This is a genomic window from Sanguibacter massiliensis (assembly GCF_900240335.1).
GTDB lineage: Bacteria > Actinomycetota > Actinomycetes > Actinomycetales > Cellulomonadaceae > Flavimobilis > Flavimobilis massiliensis.
Genome location: NZ_LT964979.1, coordinates 262183 through 277881, shown reverse-complemented (window position 1 = coordinate 277881; position 15699 = coordinate 262183). Strand labels below are relative to the sequence as shown.

Sequence of the window (15699 nt, the reverse complement as noted above, 5' to 3'; positions counted from 1 at the left end):
CTCAAGGGTCCCACGAGCCGCCGACACCGCGCGCCCGCCGAACCCTCACGACGACGAGCGCGACGAGCGACGCCTCGACGAGCACGAGGAGCCCCGCTCCGGCAGGACCCGGCAGCCACGGGAGGCTCGCGCCCGGCCACGCGGCGAACGTCCGCGCCGTCCCGGCGATCCAGCTCGCGCCGTGCCCCGCGAGCGCGGCGAGCCGCACCGCGGCTCCCGGCGATACCGGTGCGACGAGCGTCGCACCGAGACCGAGGATCGTCGTCGGTGCGACGACCGGAGCCGCGACGACGTTCGCCGGCAGGGACCACGTCGCGAGGCTCGGTGCAAGTAGGACGAGAACGGGCGCGCACGCGAGCTGCGCGAGGGCCGGTGCCGCGACGGCCGCGAGCAGCCACCGACGGGCGCCGTGGAGACCAGCCAGAACGAGCGGGCCACCAACGACGAGGCCCGTGGTCGCGGCGACCGACAGCGCGAGCCCCGCCGACCGGGCAAGCCACGGATCGAGCAGCAGGAGGACGACCACACCCGCGGCGAGGGCCGGCACGGCCGCGCCCCGTCGTCCGACGGCGAGCGCGAGCAGACCGATCGCCCCCGTCCCGGCGGCACGCAGGACCGACGGGTCTGGTCCGACGAGCAGGACGAGCCCCGTGAGAACGGCCACGGTGCCGACGACACGCGGGACCCGCGGCACGCGCAGCGCGGCCGTCGCGGCGAGGACGAGCGCGCCAACGAGCGAGAAGTGCGCTCCCGAGACGGCGGTGAGGTGCGTGAGCCCCGTCGTCCGCATCGCGTCGACGAGGTCGTCGGGCACCGCGCTCGTGTCACCGACGGCGATGCCAGGGACGAGTCCAGCCGCGTCGGGCGGCAGCCCGACGACGGCGCCACGCAGGCCGGCGCGCAGGCCGTGGGCGACGCGACGTGGCGCGCTCGCAGGAGCGACCGGTCGCGGCGCTGTCGCTCCGCGCAGGTCGTAGCGGGCGCGCCGTCCGTCGTGCCCGCGCGCCGTGACGGCGACGGTCGTCGAGACCCGCTCGCCGACGACGACGTCCTGCCAGCGGGCGCCGACGAGCGAAGCGGGGACCGCGATCGTCTCGGAGAGCGCGCCCGCACCGCGCGCGTGACCTTCGGCCCCGGTCTGGACCTGCTCGACACGCACGTCAACCGCGTACCGGGCCGGACCTCCCCACGTGCTCGGCAGTGCACGCGGCTCGCCCACGACGAGCACGTCGACCGTCACGCGCGCGCCTACGTGCGCGGCCTCGGCAAGCAACTGCGAGCGTGCTGCACGGGCGTCGGCGGCGACGACGCCCGCGACCGCGACGACGCCGACGAGGCACAGGACGACACCCGGCAGCGCCGTCCGTCCGGCGCGCCGCGCCCGGCGCCGCCGCGCCCGAGCGAAAGCCGCCGCGGCAGCGAGCGCCGCGACCCCTGCGACGACGACCGACGGGACCGTGCGCCCGACGAGCAGCGCGGCCGTGAGCCACACGGTGGCAGCGAGCGGGACGAGCCGCACGTCGGTGCGCGTCACCCGACGGTCACGAGGTCCGCGAGCTTACGCTCGAGGGCAGGCCCGATACCCGAGACGTCCGAGAGCGACGCGACGTCTGGGAACGGCCCATGCTGCTCACGGTGGTCGACGATGCGCTGCGCGAGGACGGGCCCGATGCCGGGCAGGGCATCGAGCGCGGCGACGTCCGCCGCGTTGAGGTCGACCTTGCCGGGCACCGTCGAGGTGCCGGGGCTCGGCGGGGGTGGGTCCTCGCCCCGTCGCGGAACGAGGATCTGCTCGCCGTCCGCGACAGGACGAGCGAGGTTGACGTGCGTGACGTCAGCATCCCGGCGCAGTCCGCCCGCGGCCTCGACGGCATCGGCGACCCGCGCCCCGGCGGCGAGAGTGACGACGCCCGGGCGAGCGACCCGGCCGACGACGTGGACGACGAGACCCTGCACGGACGCGGGCGCGGGCGTGGGCGTGGGCGTGGGTGCGGGGTGCTCGTCGGTGGGACCCGCCGGGCTGCTGTCCGGCGAGAGCGCGGCAGGTCCGGCGGCGGGCAACGGCACGACCTCGCCGGGTGTCGATCCGAGAGCCCGCACGACGAGCGCAACCGCGAGCACTGCGACGACGACGACCCCGACGACGACCGACCGTGCCGTCACGGCCCACGAAGTGCGCCCTCGTGCGACTGGCTCGCCCGGGTCGAGGTGGTCCGCAGGCTGAGGACGCGGCGTCCGGCCCGTCCGGCCCGCGACGAGACGGGCCCGCAACGCTGCGACGTCGTCGGGATCGGGTGCGTCCGGGAGGGACGCGCCGGGCGGGTCCCCGTCGTCGGGGATCGTCGCCGCGCGTCGGCCGGGGTCGGTGTCCGGTGCGTACATGCGACGACCGTGCCGCATGACGGCTCCGCGCGCCGAGCGACCCGGCGCTTCTGTGCGCCAGCGCGCTCGTCGTCGTCCCTGTGGTCAGGTGAGTCGCGCCGGAGCGGCTCCCCCACGGTTCCCGACGGGACGGGGCAGGCGTCCTACGCGTCGGCGTCGACGACGACGACAGCGAGCAGTCCCGGACCGACGTGCGCGCCGAGCACGGCGCCGACGGGCCCGACGAGCACCGGCTCCGACGCGACGTCGTCGAGCCGTGCCGCAAGCGCCGCCGCGTCGGCAGGAGTGTCGAGGTGGTGCACCGCGACAGGGGGCCGCGCCGCTCGGGCAGCAGCCTCACGGGCGATCTCGACGAGCCGGTCGATCGCGGCGGCACGCGTGCGGACCTTCGCGAGCACCTCGATGCGTCCGTCACGCACCGTGAGCAGGGGCCGCATGCCGAGGACGTTGCCGACGGCCGCGGCGGCACGGGTCAGGCGACCCCCGCGCCGCAGGTGGTCGAGCGACCCGACGAGGAAGAGCGTCGTCGCCGAGGACGCGACCCTCAGCGCGACCTGCTCGACCGCGCGGACGTCGGCGCCGCGCTCCGCAGCGCGTGCGGCTTCGAGCGCGGCGAACCCCATGCCCGTCGCGGCGCTACGCGAGTCGACGACCCGGACGTTCACGGGCGCGCTGGCCGCACCCGCGGCCGCGGTGTGGACGGTTCCCGAGAGCGCGCCCGAGAGGTGCACCGAGACGACGTCCGTCGCACCCTCGTCGGCGACGCGCGCGTAGACGCGCGCGAACGCTGCCGGCGTCGGCTGCGACGTCGTCACGCGCGCGCCCGCGACGATCGCGGCCGCAAGCGCGTCGTCGTCGACGTCGACCCCCTCGAGGTGCTCGACCCCGTTGACGACGACGTGAAGCGGAACCGTCGCAAGCCCCGCCGCGGCCGCCAGAGCGGCCGGCAGCGCGCACGTCGAGTCCGTGACGACGCGCACGCGCGAGGAGGAGGCCATGATCCGCACACTAGCGGACCTGCGGTTCCGAACCTTGCCTCACCCGGCACGCTGCGCCGGCGATCGCCCGGGACGTGGGACGGTCGTTCTAGGATGCTCGGCATGAGCGAAGCCGCTGCCCCGTCCACCGACCTCGCGGCGCTGCGTGCCGCAGCCGCCCAGGCCGCCGCGGACGCGGCCGAGGCCCGAGCCGCCGCGGCCCAGGCCGCGCTCGAGGCGGCCGAGGCGCAGCTCGCTGCGGCGACGGGCGCCACGACCACTGCGGTGGCCGACGCTCCCCAGCCTGCGGCCCCGCCCGCGCCGCTCACCGACCCCGCACCGTCCGCGCCGGCCGGAGCAACCGACGCGAGTGTCGAGGAGCCTGAGCTCGACGGCTGGGCGCGCACCGTCCGCGACGGCTACATGTTCAAGGGATCGACGCTGCGCCTCGGCGCGCTCCTCGAGACCGACGCCGACGGTCAGGCCACCCCCGTGCCGGCCGTGCAGGTCGGCCTGCCGCTCGCGATGCTCAACCGTCACGGGCTCGTCGCCGGTGCGACCGGCACCGGCAAGACGCGCACGCTCCAGGGCATGGCCGAGGAGCTCTCGACCGCGGGCGTCCCCGTGTTCCTCGCGGACATCAAGGGAGACCTCTCGGGCGTCGCCGTGCCCGGCACGGGCAACGAGAAGCTTCTCGCTCGCACGTCGAGCCTCGGGCAGGACTGGACGCCGACGGCGTTCCCCACCGAGCTCTACACGCTCGGCGGGCTCGGCACGGGCGTGCCGATCCGCACGACGATCACCGACTTCGGTCCGATCCTCCTCGCGAAGGTCCTCGGCCTCAACGAGACGCAGGAGTCGTCGCTCGGGCTCGTCTTCCACTGGGCGGACACGCAGGGTCTCGCTCTGCTCGACCTCAAGGACCTGCGCTCCGTCATCGCCTACCTCGTCTCCGACGAGGGCAAGGCCGAGCTCAAGGGCATCGGCGGGCTGTCGGCCTCGACCGCGGGAGTGCTGCTGCGCGAGCTCGTCGGGCTCGAGGCGCAGGGCGCCGCCGCATTCTTCGGCGAGCCCGCGTTCGAGACCGCAGACCTCCTGCGCCTCGCACCCGACGGGCGCGGGGTCATCAGCGCGCTCGAGCTCCCCGCTGTCCAGGACCGTCCGCAGCTCTTCTCGACGTTCCTCATGTGGCTGCTCGCCGACCTCTTCTCCGAGCTGCCCGAGGTCGGGGACGTCGACAAGCCGCGCCTCGTGTTCTTCTTCGACGAGGCGCACCTGCTCTTCAACGGCGCGTCGAAGGACTTCCTCGCGCAGGTCGTTCAGACGGTGCGGCTCATCCGGTCGAAGGGCGTCGGCGTCTTCTTCGTCACCCAGAGTCCCAAGGACGTCCCCGCCGACGTGCTCGCTCAGCTCGGCAACCGGGTCCAGCACGCGCTGCGCGCGTTCACGCCCGACGACGCGGCTGCGCTGCGTGCCGCCGCACGGACGTACCCGACGAGCGAGTACGACCTCGAGCGGCTCCTCCAGGAGCTTGGCACGGGCGAGGCGATCGTCACGGTCCTCACGGAGAAGGGCGCTCCGGCGCCCGTCGCGTGGACGCGCCTGCGCGCGCCGCAGGGGTCGATGGACCCCGCGCCGGCCGCGACCCTCGAGGCGCTCGTCGCGGCGTCGCCGTCGAACGCGCGCTACGGAACGCCGATCGACAACGAGTCCGCGTACGAGCTGCTCGAGGCCCGCGTCGCCGCCGACCGCGCGCAGGCCGAGGCCGACAAGCTCGCGAAGGAGCAGGCGGCGGCCGCCGAGAAGCTCGCGGCCGAGCAGGCGAAGGCCGAGGCCAAGGCCGCCGCCGAGGCCGAGCGCGAGGCGAAGAAGCAGGCCGCCGAGCTCGAGCGCATGCGCGCCCGCCTCGAGAAGGACGCGCACCGCGGCACAAGTCGCTCCGGAGGCACGTCACGCACACAGAAGAGCTCGATCGAGAAGGGCCTCGAGTCGCTCGTCCGCTCCGCAGGAACCCAGCTGGGCCGCGAGATCACGCGCACGATCTTCGGCACGCGCAAGCGCCGCTGAGCGCTCCGTCTCGCAACCCCTCCATCTACCCGCAAGTTTGTGCCCTACCCGCAGGTTTGAACTTGCGGGTAGGGCACAAACTTTCGGGTGGGCGTGCCGTCAGCCCGCGTCGACCGTTTCCGCGCCCGCGACCCAGCGGATACGGGAACGCCCCGAGGCGTCCTTGACCGCCTGGAGGACGAGGTCCACGTGCGGCTCGAGCGCCGCGACCTTGTCGAGGGGCGCACCGATGATGAGCTGGAAGCCGAGCCCGCGCCATGCACCCACGGCGCGTCCCGCGAAGCGCGAGTCGGCCTTGATGAACGCCTCGTCGAGGAACACGGGCGCATACCGCGGCCGGGCCGCGTCCGCGTCACCGAGCTGGTAGCGCAGCGCCGCGCCGACGATAAACGCGACAAGTTCCTGGGACTCACCGCCGGACTTGCCAGCGATGTGGTCGTAGACGGAGACGTGGTTGCCGTCGAGGTCGATGCACTCCGCGGAGATCCGCACGTGCTCGCGCACGTCGACGAGCCGCCGCCGCTCGGGGCTCTCGGGACGAATGCGCGCGAGCAGGCGCGCCATGCGCGCGTAGCGACGCTCACGCTCAGCAGGGGTGCCGTCGGCTGACGCCTCCTTGGCGAGGGTCCGCAGGTCACGACGGAACGACGTGACGTCGGCCGCCTCGGTGACGCGCGCGGTGATGCGCAGCCGGTGGTCGTCGTCGTGGAACGGCAGCTGCGCGAGGATGTCATTGACGGGCTCCATACGCGTGCGGATCTCGGCGACGGCCTGCTCGATCGCGGTGTTGAGCATCGTGAGGTCACGGCCCGAGAGGCGTGAGATCGCACGGCTCCATCGTTCCTGCAGCGCATACATGCGCTCGCGCGCGATGTCGTCGTGGATGCGCCGGTAGTCGTCGTACGACGTGTCCGGGTCCGTGCCGAGGTTCGGGTTGGGCCACTGCTCCTGGAACCGCAGGAAGATCGACGCGAGGCCCTCACGGGCGGCCGCGAGGTCGTGCGTCGCCAGCTCGCGCCGGTGGACGAGGTCCCGCTGGAGGCCGGCGACGGCTGCGGTGAACGCGCGGAGGTCCGCGCCCTTCTGCGGCGACGCTGCGAGCGCCTCGTCGAGGAGCGCCACCTGCTCGTCGCTCGCGACGACGCCCGCGTCCTCGAGCGCGGCGAGGCTGTCGCCGAGCGCGTCGACCTCGTCCGTGAGGTCGCTCCACCGGCGTTCGAGCGATTCGAGCTCGACGCCCGTGCGCGCGTGCTCCTCGCGGAGCCCGCGCAGCCGGGTGGAGACGCGGTGCTCGTCCTCGCGCAGCGAACGCAGGACGTCGGAGCCAGCGACGACGGCGTCGAGCCGGGCCCGACGCTCCTCGAGGAGCCGTGCCGCACCGCGCACGTCGATCTCGTCCCACGTGAACTCCCCCACCGCACGCGACGCCGCGAAACGGTCGGTGAAGCCTGCCTCGTTGGCGAGCGCCTCCTCGACGGCGCGTCGGGCGCGGGCGCGCTCGACCTCGGCCTCGCGGCGCGCCTCGTCGAGCTCGGCGATCCGCCGATCGGAGGAGAAGCCGAGCACGGAACGCCCGGCGCGGCCGCCGTGCGCGCCACGCTGGCCGTCGCTCGTCTGGCCCGTGCGCGTGAGCGCCCGGCGATGGCGGCCGAGCTCGGCCGCGTCGTCGACGCACACGTACGAGAAGCGCTGCGCGAGCGTCTCTGCGAGCCAGCCCGTGAACGGGCCGTGTCGCAGCTCGAGGCGACCGTCGAGGAGCGTCCGGTCGGTCTGCTCGTCGACGGGCCTGCCCGTGGGGACGCCCTCGAAGCGCACGCGGCGCTCGGTGCGGACGTTGTTGATCGCCCGGCGGAATGCGGGAAGGTCGTCGGAGTCGACGAGGAGCGTGAGCGCGAACCCGCCGAGCGCCTGCCCGATCGCGGAGCGCCACGGTTCGTACTCGGGACGCACGTCTATGAGCTCGGCGACGAACGGCAGGTCGGCGGGGTCGAGGCCCGCAGCCTCGGCGAGAGCGCGCCGGGCGAGGTCCTCGCCCTCGGGCACGTTGGACCGGCGGCCGGCGAGGAACGCCTTCTCGCGCTCGAGCGCGGCGAGCGACTGCTCTGCCGCGGCGAGCTCCGTGCGCGCGGCGAACACCTGCTCGCCGAGCGCCCGCTGCTGCGTCTCACGGTCCGCGACGAACGTGCCCGCCTCACGGCGCAGCCGCTCGAAGTCGCCCTTGCCGTCGACCTCGACGTCGAGCACCCTCCGGTGCCGTTCGAAGGCGGCATGACGTGCCTCAACCTGGCCGAGCGCGTCCTCGAGCGCGACGACCTCACGCTCGAGACGGCCGATCTCGTCGCCGCCGTTGCGGCGCTGGGAGTCGCGCACCTCCTCGAGCTCGCGCTCCGCGACGAGCACCTGCGCGTCCAGCGAGGAGCGTCGGGCCTCGACGACCGCGTGGTCCTCACGATTCGCACGCTCCTGCGCGCGGGCGAGCGCGAGGCGGCGGGTGTCGTGCCAATGCTGGAAGGGCGTGCCGCCCTCGGCGGTCGCCTCGAGCCCGAGACCGTCAACCGCGCCGAGGTCGGAGCGGGCCTGGTCGACGCGCGAGCGCAGCTCGGTCATGGGCGCAAGCAGCTCGAGCTGGCGCTGCGCGGTGAGCATCTCCTCGCGCACCTCACTCAGCTCGTCGAAGTGCTCGACGGCCTCCGTCGCGCGGGCGAGCGTCTCGGGCTCCTCGAGGACCATCGCCTTGTAGAGGGCGTCGACCGTCGTGATCTGCTGGCCCGCCTGGATGCGGGCGAGGAGCGCCATCGCCTTCGCGCCGTCGCCCGCCGCGCCGATGCCGAGGGCCGAGTGCAGGCGCGTCGTGAACGCGACGTCCGTGTCGTAAAGGTCGAGGCCCATCGCCGTGAGGCTCGGCCGCGCGAAGCGTGCGGCCGCCGCCGGCTCGAGGACCCGCAGGTCGAGCTCGCCGTCGTACGTCGCGCGGACGAGCACGCACTCGTCGTTGCGGGTCGCGCCGCGGGGCACGTAGTACGCCCGGACGGCCGTGAACGTGCGGCCCGTCTGGTCGGCCCACGTCATGGCGAGCGCCGACCACGTGTCAGAGGTGTCGCCGCGCAGGACGGCGTCGCGCGACGCGTCCGTGCCCGCGACGCGTGCCTCGTCGAGCTTGCCGCGCACGTAGGAGATGACGTTGCGCTGCTCGGGGCCGCGCGCACGCCCGCTCGACGCCGCGTTCGACGCGCCGTTGAACGGCGTCGTGTGCGTCATGGTGAGGGCGATGTACGCGTCGAGGAGCGTCGACTTGCCCGTGCCCGACCCGCCCGAGAGCAGGGTCGCCGTCGAGGCGAGCGCGACGTCGTGATAGCCGTCGTAGCCGCCCCAGTTGATGAGCTGCATCGACCGGGCGATCCACTGTTGGCCCGTCGAGGACGTCGGGACGAGCCCGAAGAGGGTCTGGCTCATGCTGCTCATGCCGGGGTCTCCTCGGAGTCGTCATCAGCGCCGTCGTCGTCAGCGCTGTCGTCGTCGGGCTCACGGGCCGCGTCGGCGAGCGTCAGCACGTCGGCCGGCGCCGCCGCGCCCGCGGCGCCCTCGGGCACCGCGCCCTCGGGCTCCGCGACGTCGGGCTCCGCGACGTCGGGCTCCGGGGCGTCGGGCACGACGTCCTCGGTCTCCTCCGCCGACGACGCGACCCCGCCCTCGCGCAGCCAGCGCGTGAGTTCCTGGAGCCGGTCGACGGGCAGGAGCACCTCGATGATCGGCAGGACACGGAAGCGGCCCTCGGTCTCCTCGACGAGCACCCGCTCGCGCACGAGGGTGGTGAGCGCGTTCTCGGCCTCCTTGCGTCGAGCCGCGAGGTTCGTCTCGCCGTGCGCGAGGAAGCTCAGCGCGTACTCGACGAGATCCTCCGCGTCGACGTACGCGGCCCGCTCGCCCGCGTTGCGCTGCTGGCGGTAGGCACCCCGCAGGAAGACCATCATGAGCGTCTCGACGCGGCGGTACGGCTCCTCCTTGAGGAGCACGGGGATCTGCAGGCCGTCGGAGCGCACCTGCGTCTTGTACGCGATCTCGTCGTCACGGTCGACGACGAGCTGGAGGAACATGTCGTGGAGACGCGACTCGAGGACGTCCTGGTCGGAGAGGATCGCCCGCCACTCGGCCGGGTGGTCCGCGGCCGCGACGTAGCGCGAGCGCAGCAGGAGCGCGAGCGCGCGACGCGTGACGAGCGGGAGCTGACCCGTATCGCCGTCGAAGAGGACGGGCGTGTCCTCCTCCATCGCCACCTGGTCGACGAAGGCCTCGTCGGTCGTCATGAGATGCCTCCGTCGGCAGGGTCGGTCGGGGCCGCGAGCAGGATGCGCGGCACGAGGAAGTCACGGGTCGAGCCGTCCGCGCGCACGGCGGTGACGCGCTCGACCGTGTCGGAGCCGTCGTCGTCGTCCGTCGCGCCGGTGTCGGCGCCGAGGTCGTCGGCCGCGAGCTCGTAGTAGCCGAGGAGTTCGACGGGCCGGCGCAGCGCGGCGTCGCCCCGTGCAAACGCGTCCGCGACGGAGACTGGCGTGCCGTCCGACGTCAGCACGGTGACGTGCTCCGCGAGGAGACCCGTCTGCGGGCCGCCCATCGCGCGGATCTCGGCGAGGTCGGTCGCGGGGAGGTCGTCGGGCACTGCTTGGGAGAGAGCCGCAGGAGGTGCTTCCGGGCGCAGGTCGTGGAGCGTCGTCCGCAGGCGGCCCAGGCGTGCGCGGCCGAGCCACGTGAGCGGCTCGACGCGCGCACCCCGGCCCGCGACTGGGAACCACGCGGTGAGTGCGTTGACCGCGTCTCGGATCGCATGGTCGAGCTCGCGGTCGCGCAGCGGGTCGCGCTGACGGACCTGCGCGGTGAGCGTGCGCGTCGCGCGCGCCTGCTCGGTCTGGACGACCTCGAGTGCCTCGACGACCTGTGACCGGATCGAGCGGAAGGCCGTGCGCTGCGCGCGGTCGACGTGCTGCGCGAACGGGTGGCGCAGGACGGTCGCGAGGTGCGCGTCGAGCGACGCGACGAGCTCGGGGTCACCGAGAAGCTCCATCGCGCCGAGGAACGCGCGGCCCTCGGGGGTGTTCTCCATGAGGTTCTCGGACGCCGTGAGGTACTCCTCGAGCACCTCGCCCGTCGGCCGCTCGTCCGCGCGCAGCTGCCCGATGATCGACCGCTGCAGCGCCTTGATGGACTCCGCGACGCGCGCAAAGTCGCTCGGGAGCTCGCGCACGAGCATGAGGACGTGGTCGACCTGCTCCTCCATGCGCTCCGACGACGCCGCCGCGACCTCGCCGCCGTGCGCGAGCCGGTCCCGCTCGGCCGTGAGCCGCGCGATCTGCTGGTCGAGCGCCGCGACGCGGGCCTCACGGTCCGGGTTCGCGTCGTGCGCGGCCCGCTCGACCGCGTCGAGGAGCGTACGAATGCGGGACTCTGAGACGAGTGCGCGGGCGCCGCCGGCGCGGCGCACGAACTCGAGCGCCTCCTGGGCGCTCGACGTCAGCCGGTACTGCTCCCCCGTCGCGTCGTCGACGTCCCGGATGAGCCAGCGCTCCCGCACCCAGCGCGAGCACAGGACGCGCGCGGCCTCGCCGGGCACGCCCTCGACGCCCGCCGAGCGCAGGTCGGCGAGAAGCTGCGCGACCTCGAGGTGCATCGCGTCGGCGCCGACCGCGCCGCGGCCGGGCACGAAGACTGTCTCGAAGACGGCGACGACGAACGGCGCGCTCGCCTTGTGCAGGAGCGCGAGCGTCGGGCTCGCGAACGTCCGCTGCACGGCGGCGAGCGCACCGCCCACGCCGGCGCTCGGGGTGCCGGTCGTCACCGTCAGACGACGAGGTTGACGAGCTTGGGGGCGCGGACGACGGCCTTGCGGACCTCACGGCCGTCGAGGAAGCGCACGACCGCCGGGTCGGTGAGCGCCGCGGCCTCGAGATCGGCGTCCGAGATCGTCGGCGGCACCTCGAGGCGCGCACGCACCTTGCCCTGGACCTGGACGACGCACGTGACGGTCTCCTCGACGAGGTAGGCCTCGTCGGCCGTCGGGAAGGGCTCGTGCGCGAGCGACCGCTCGTGGCCGAGCCGCTCCCACAGCTCCTCCGCGACGTGCGGTGCGAGCGGCGCGACCATGAGGACGATGGCCTCGGCGGCCGCGCGCGGCACGCGGTCGAGCGACGTGAGGTGGTTGTTGAGCGTGATGAGCTTCGCGATCGCCGTGTTGGGGCGCATGCCCTCCATCTCGGCGCGGACGTCCGCGATGGCACGGTGGAGCGCGCGCAGCGTCTCCTCGCTCGGGGCGTCGTCGGTCACCGTGACCTCGCCCGTCGTCTCGTCGACGACGTTGCGCCACAGGCGCTGGAGGAAGCGCTGCGAGCCGACGACGTCGCGCGTGTTCCAGGGGCGCGAGAGGTCGAGCGGGCCCATGGCCATCTCGTAGACACGGAAGGTGTCGGCGCCGTACGCCTCGTACATCTCGTCGGGCGTGACGACGTTCTTGAGGGACTTGCCCATCTTGCCGTACTCACGCTGGACCTCGACGCCGTTCGCGACGTAGCGCACCGTGCCGTCGGGGCCGGTCTCCTCGGTGACGGTCGAGGCGTCGACGTATGCGCCGCGCTCGTCCGTGTACGCGTACGCCTGGATGTAGCCCTGGTTGAAGAGCTTGTGGAACGGCTCCGCGCCCGAGACGTGGCCGAGGTCGAAGAGCACCTTGTGCCAGAAGCGCGCGTAGAGCAGGTGGAGCACCGCGTGCTCGACGCCACCGACGTAGAGGTCGACGCCGCCGGCCTCGCCCGCCGTCGCGTTGTGCTCGGGGCCGAGCCAGTAGCGCTCGAGCTCCGCGGAGACCATCGCGTCGGCGTTCGTCGGGTCGAGGTAGCGCAGGTAGTACCAGCACGAGCCCGCCCAGTTCGGCATGGTGTTCGTGTCGCGGCGGTACTGCCGGGGGCCGTCACCGAGGTCGAGGGTCACGTTGACCCAGTCCTCGTTACGGCCGAGCGGCGGCTCGGGCGACGACGCGGCGTCGTCGGCCGCGTACGTGCGCGGCGCGTAGTCGGGCACCTCGGGGAGGTCGACGGGCAGCATCGAGGCGGGCAGCGCGATGGGCTGGTCGTCGTCGCCGTAGACGACGGGGAACGGCTCGCCCCAGTAGCGCTGACGGCTGAAGAGCCAGTCGCGCAGCCGGTACGTCGTCGTGGCCTCGCCGAGGCCTCGCTCGACGAGCCACGCCGTCATCGCGGACTTCGCCTCCGGAACGGAGAGACCGTCGAGCGAGATCGTGTCGTTCGAGGAGTTGATGATCGCGCCGTCGCCCGTGCGCGCGCCGTCCGGCGTTCCCTCGGGGGCGTCGACCGTGTAAATGACGGGCACGTCAAAGGCCTGCGCGAACGCGTAGTCGCGCTCGTCGCCGCCGGGGACGGCCATGATCGCGCCCGTGCCGTAGCCCATGAGGACGTAGTCGGCCGTGAAGACCGGCAGGAGCGCGCCGTTGACAGGATTGACCGCGAGGTGGCCCGTGAAGACGCCGGTCTTGCGACCCGCGTCCGCCTGGCGCTCGACGGCCGTCTTCGCGGCCGACTCGGCACGGTAGGCGGCGACTGCCGCGACGGGGCTCGCGTGGCCACCCGTCCACGTGTCACGCGAGCCGTCGGGCCACTCCGCGGGAACCTCGTCGAGCAGCGGGTGCTCAGGCGCGACGACCATGAAGGTCGCGCCGAACAGTGTGTCGGGGCGGGTCGTGAAGACCTCGACCTCCTGGCCGCCCTCGACCGCGAACCGGACCTTGGCGCCGTGCGACCGCCCGATCCAGTTGCGCTGCATCGAACGGACCTTCTCGGGCCAGTCGATGAGGTCGAGGTCGTCCGCGAGGCGGTCGGAGTACGCCGTGATGCGCATGTTCCACTGGCGCAGGTTGCGCTGGAACACGGGGAAGTTGCCGCGCTCCGAGCGGCCGTCCGCCGTGACCTCCTCGTTCGCGAGGACCGTGCCGAGGCCCGGGCACCAGTTGACGGGCGAGTCCGAGACGTAGGCGAGCCGCTGATCGTTGAGGGCCGCACGGCGCTCCGACTCCGAGAGGTCCGCCCACGCGCGGCCGTCGGGCAGCGCGCGCGTGCCCGCCGCGTACTCGGCCTCGAGCTCGGCGATCGGCCGGGCGCGACCCGTGCCGCCGTCCGGACGCACGGCGTCCGCGTCGTACCACGAGTCGAAGATCTGCAGGAAGATCCACTGCGTCCACCGGACGTAGTCGGAGTCGGTCGTCGCGAACGAGCGGCGCGGGTCGTGCGCAAGGCCCAAGCGACGCAGCTGACGCTGCATGTTCGCGATGTTCGCCTCGGTCGTCACGCGCGGGTGCTGACCCGTCTGCACGGCGTACTGCTCTGCTGGCAGACCGAATGCGTCGAAGCCGAGGGCGTGGAGGACGTTATCGCCGCACATGCGCCGGAAGCGCGCGGTGACGTCCGTCGCGATGTAGCCGAGCGGGTGCCCGACGTGCAGGCCCGCGCCCGACGGGTACGGGAACATGTCCATGACGAAGAACGACGACGAGGCCGGGTCGGCGAAGTTGCCGTCACCGTCCGGGAGCCCGCCGACCGGGTCGGCCGCGAAGAACGTGCCGCGCTCGGCCCAGCGGTCCTGCCAGCGGAGCTCGATCTCCTGGGCGAGGGCCGGGGTGTAGCGGAACGTCGGCTCCGCGCTCGTGCGTGCAGCGACATCAGGCGTCGTGGGGTTCTCGGTCACCCGACGATCTTACCCGCGCACAGGCCCCCGACCGGCCCGTCCGCCGACGGCCGGGACGCCGTTCCGGCCGAGCTCAGCCGAGCTGCGCGAGGAGCGTCGGCCCGAGCCCCACGACGACGACCGCCGCGAGCACGACGTAGAGAACCGCGAGGATCCAGCCGCGCATCCGCACGACAGTCGAGGCTCCCGAGCCGCCGAGGAACCCTCCCTCGACGTGACGCACGAGGACGTACCACCACACTGGGAGCGTCGCGGCCCACACCACCATGCAGTACGGGCACAGCGCGCGCAGCTCGACGACGGACGTCCACACGAGGAAGACGACGAGCCCCATGCCGGCGGTTGCAACCGCGAGGAACGCCCGCCAGAACCACCGGGGCAGCGCAACGCCGGGCGCGACGAAGAGGACGACGCCGACCGTTATGACGACGGAGAACGCTCCGAGGCCGAGGGATGGGGTGGGGAAGCCGAGCAGGCTCCCCGCGGGCGAGGCCATCGCGGGGCTGCACGTGAGCAGCCCGTTGATCGAGCAGCTCGGCTGGTGGTTGGGGTCGACGAGCGTGCGGTACCGCTCGATCGCGAGCGCCGCGGACCCCACAAGACCGACGAGGCCGCCGAGCAGGAGCACGAGGCCGAGGCTGCGATCGGTGAGCGGGCGCGACGCGACCGTGGGGGCGGCGTCGTACGCGCTGTCGAGGTCGGTGTCGGCCACGGTGTCCTCCGGGTTCGAAGCAGGTTCGCACGCACTATGGCACGGCCTGGGACGAACGTCCCACCGGGACCTGGGAGACGCCTGGGCGTCAGCCCTCGGCGACCCACACGGAGCGCGCCGCCGGCAGCCCGAGCGCCGCCTCCGACGTCGTCCCGTCGGGCCGCGTCCACGCGACCGTCACGGTCCCCGCGAACTCCCGCAGCGCAACGACCTCGACCCGCGCGTCGAGCCCGAGCCCCAGCTCGGTGAACCAGCGCAGGAGCGCCGGGTCCGCGTCCGAGATGCGGACGACGACTCCCGCAACGCCCGTCGCGAGATCAGCGAGCGTGCACGCGTCCGCCGCTGGGAGCTCGCCGTCGACCGTGGGGATCGGGTCGCCGTGCGGGTCGCGACGCGGGTGCCCGAGGGCCGCGTCAATGCGCGCGAGCATGAGGTCGGAGACCGCGTGCTCGAGCACCTCGGCCTCGTCGTGCACCTCGTCCCACGCGTAACCGAGCCGCTCGACGAGGTACGTCTCAATGAGACGGTGCCGGCGCACCATGCCGACCGCAAGCCGTTCACCCTCGGGCGTGAGCGCGATCGCGCCGTACGGCTCGTGGTCGAGCAGCCCCAGGCCGACCATGCGACGCACGTTCTCCGAGACGGTCGACGGACCGACCCCGAGACGCTCCGCGAGGAGCTTCGTCGTCACGCGGGTCTCGGCCCACTCCCCTGCCGACCAGACGACCTTGAGGTAGTCCTCGACGACCGGGGTGATGTCGCTGTCTCGTGCCGCCACGGGGACCAGCCTACCGAGAGCGGCGCGACGACGGCCGCGCG

At 73.5% G+C, this 15699-nt stretch carries 10 protein-coding genes; 1 reads left to right on the top strand and 9 read right to left on the bottom strand.

Annotation, left to right across the window (positions count from 1 at the left end):
* Nucleotide 1 precedes the first annotated feature (1 nt).
* From C1729_RS01245 to C1729_RS01235, 3 genes are all read right to left on the bottom strand, one after another.
* Entirely contained in the window at nucleotides 2-1534 is a 1533-nt protein-coding gene (locus C1729_RS01245; RefSeq protein ID WP_102508009.1) for a ComEC/Rec2 family competence protein, read from the bottom strand.
* Complete coding sequence (locus tag C1729_RS01240) at nucleotides 1531-2382, bottom strand: helix-hairpin-helix domain-containing protein (RefSeq protein WP_102510450.1); 852 nt, start codon at nucleotides 2380-2382, stop codon at nucleotides 1531-1533. Before C1729_RS01240 ends, C1729_RS01245 begins: the two co-directional genes overlap by 4 nt.
* Nucleotides 2383-2525: 143 nt before the next feature.
* Nucleotides 2526-3380, bottom strand: a complete 855-nt coding sequence (locus C1729_RS01235) for a DegV family protein (RefSeq protein WP_102508007.1) — start codon at nucleotides 3378-3380, stop codon at nucleotides 2526-2528.
* 102 nt (nucleotides 3381-3482) lie between these two features.
* On the opposite strand from C1729_RS01235, the gene C1729_RS01230 reads away from it, so the two are divergent.
* On the top strand, nucleotides 3483-5426 hold the full coding sequence (locus C1729_RS01230) for a helicase HerA-like domain-containing protein (protein WP_102510449.1): 1944 nt from the start codon (nucleotides 3483-3485) through the stop codon (nucleotides 5424-5426).
* A gap of 99 nt (nucleotides 5427-5525) precedes the next feature.
* Here C1729_RS01230 and C1729_RS01225 read toward each other — a convergent pair whose 3' ends face one another.
* The 6 genes from C1729_RS01225 to C1729_RS01200 all read right to left on the bottom strand — a co-directional run bounded on the left by C1729_RS01225 (nucleotide 5526) and on the right by C1729_RS01200 (nucleotide 15658).
* A complete protein-coding gene (locus C1729_RS01225) occupies nucleotides 5526-8888 on the bottom strand; it encodes an ATP-binding protein (RefSeq protein WP_102508005.1) in 3363 nt (1120 codons plus the stop codon).
* Nucleotides 8885-9730 (bottom strand): DUF4194 domain-containing protein, encoded by an 846-nt coding sequence (locus C1729_RS01220; protein WP_102508004.1) that lies wholly within the window; start codon nucleotides 9728-9730, stop codon nucleotides 8885-8887. The genes C1729_RS01225 and C1729_RS01220 overlap by 4 nt, the downstream gene beginning before the upstream one ends.
* The gene (locus tag C1729_RS01215) at nucleotides 9727-11256 is read right to left on the bottom strand and encodes a DUF3375 domain-containing protein (protein WP_165375383.1); all 1530 of its coding nucleotides are present in this window, start codon (nucleotides 11254-11256) and stop codon (nucleotides 9727-9729) included. The genes C1729_RS01220 and C1729_RS01215 overlap by 4 nt, the downstream gene beginning before the upstream one ends.
* Before the next feature lie 2 nt (nucleotides 11257-11258).
* Complete coding sequence (gene leuS / locus C1729_RS01210) at nucleotides 11259-14168, bottom strand: leucine--tRNA ligase (RefSeq protein WP_102508000.1); 2910 nt, start codon at nucleotides 14166-14168, stop codon at nucleotides 11259-11261.
* A 73-nt stretch (nucleotides 14169-14241) separates the two neighbouring features.
* On the bottom strand, nucleotides 14242-14880 hold the full coding sequence (locus tag C1729_RS01205) for a vitamin K epoxide reductase family protein (RefSeq protein WP_102507998.1): 639 nt from the start codon (nucleotides 14878-14880) through the stop codon (nucleotides 14242-14244).
* An 88-nt stretch (nucleotides 14881-14968) separates the two neighbouring features.
* On the bottom strand, nucleotides 14969-15658 hold the full coding sequence (locus C1729_RS01200; RefSeq protein WP_102507996.1) for a metal-dependent transcriptional regulator: 690 nt from the start codon (nucleotides 15656-15658) through the stop codon (nucleotides 14969-14971).
* Between the last annotated feature and the right edge of the window lie 41 nt (nucleotides 15659-15699).

Bases quoted from the DNA above. Each gene is read 5' to 3' on its own strand.
- C1729_RS01220 (WP_102508004.1), bottom strand. From the start codon at position 9,730: ATGACGACCGACGAGGCCTTCGTCGACCAGGTGGCGATGGAGGAGGAC.
- C1729_RS01230 (WP_102510449.1), top strand. From the start codon at position 3,483: ATGAGCGAAGCCGCTGCCCCGTCCACCGACCTCGCGGCGCTGCGTGCC.
- C1729_RS01240 (WP_102510450.1), bottom strand. From the start codon at position 2,382: ATGTACGCACCGGACACCGACCCCGGCCGACGCGCGGCGACGATCCCC.
- C1729_RS01235 (WP_102508007.1), bottom strand. From the start codon at position 3,380: ATGGCCTCCTCCTCGCGCGTGCGCGTCGTCACGGACTCGACGTGCGCG.
- C1729_RS01225 (WP_102508005.1), bottom strand. From the start codon at position 8,888: ATGAGCAGCATGAGCCAGACCCTCTTCGGGCTCGTCCCGACGTCCTCG.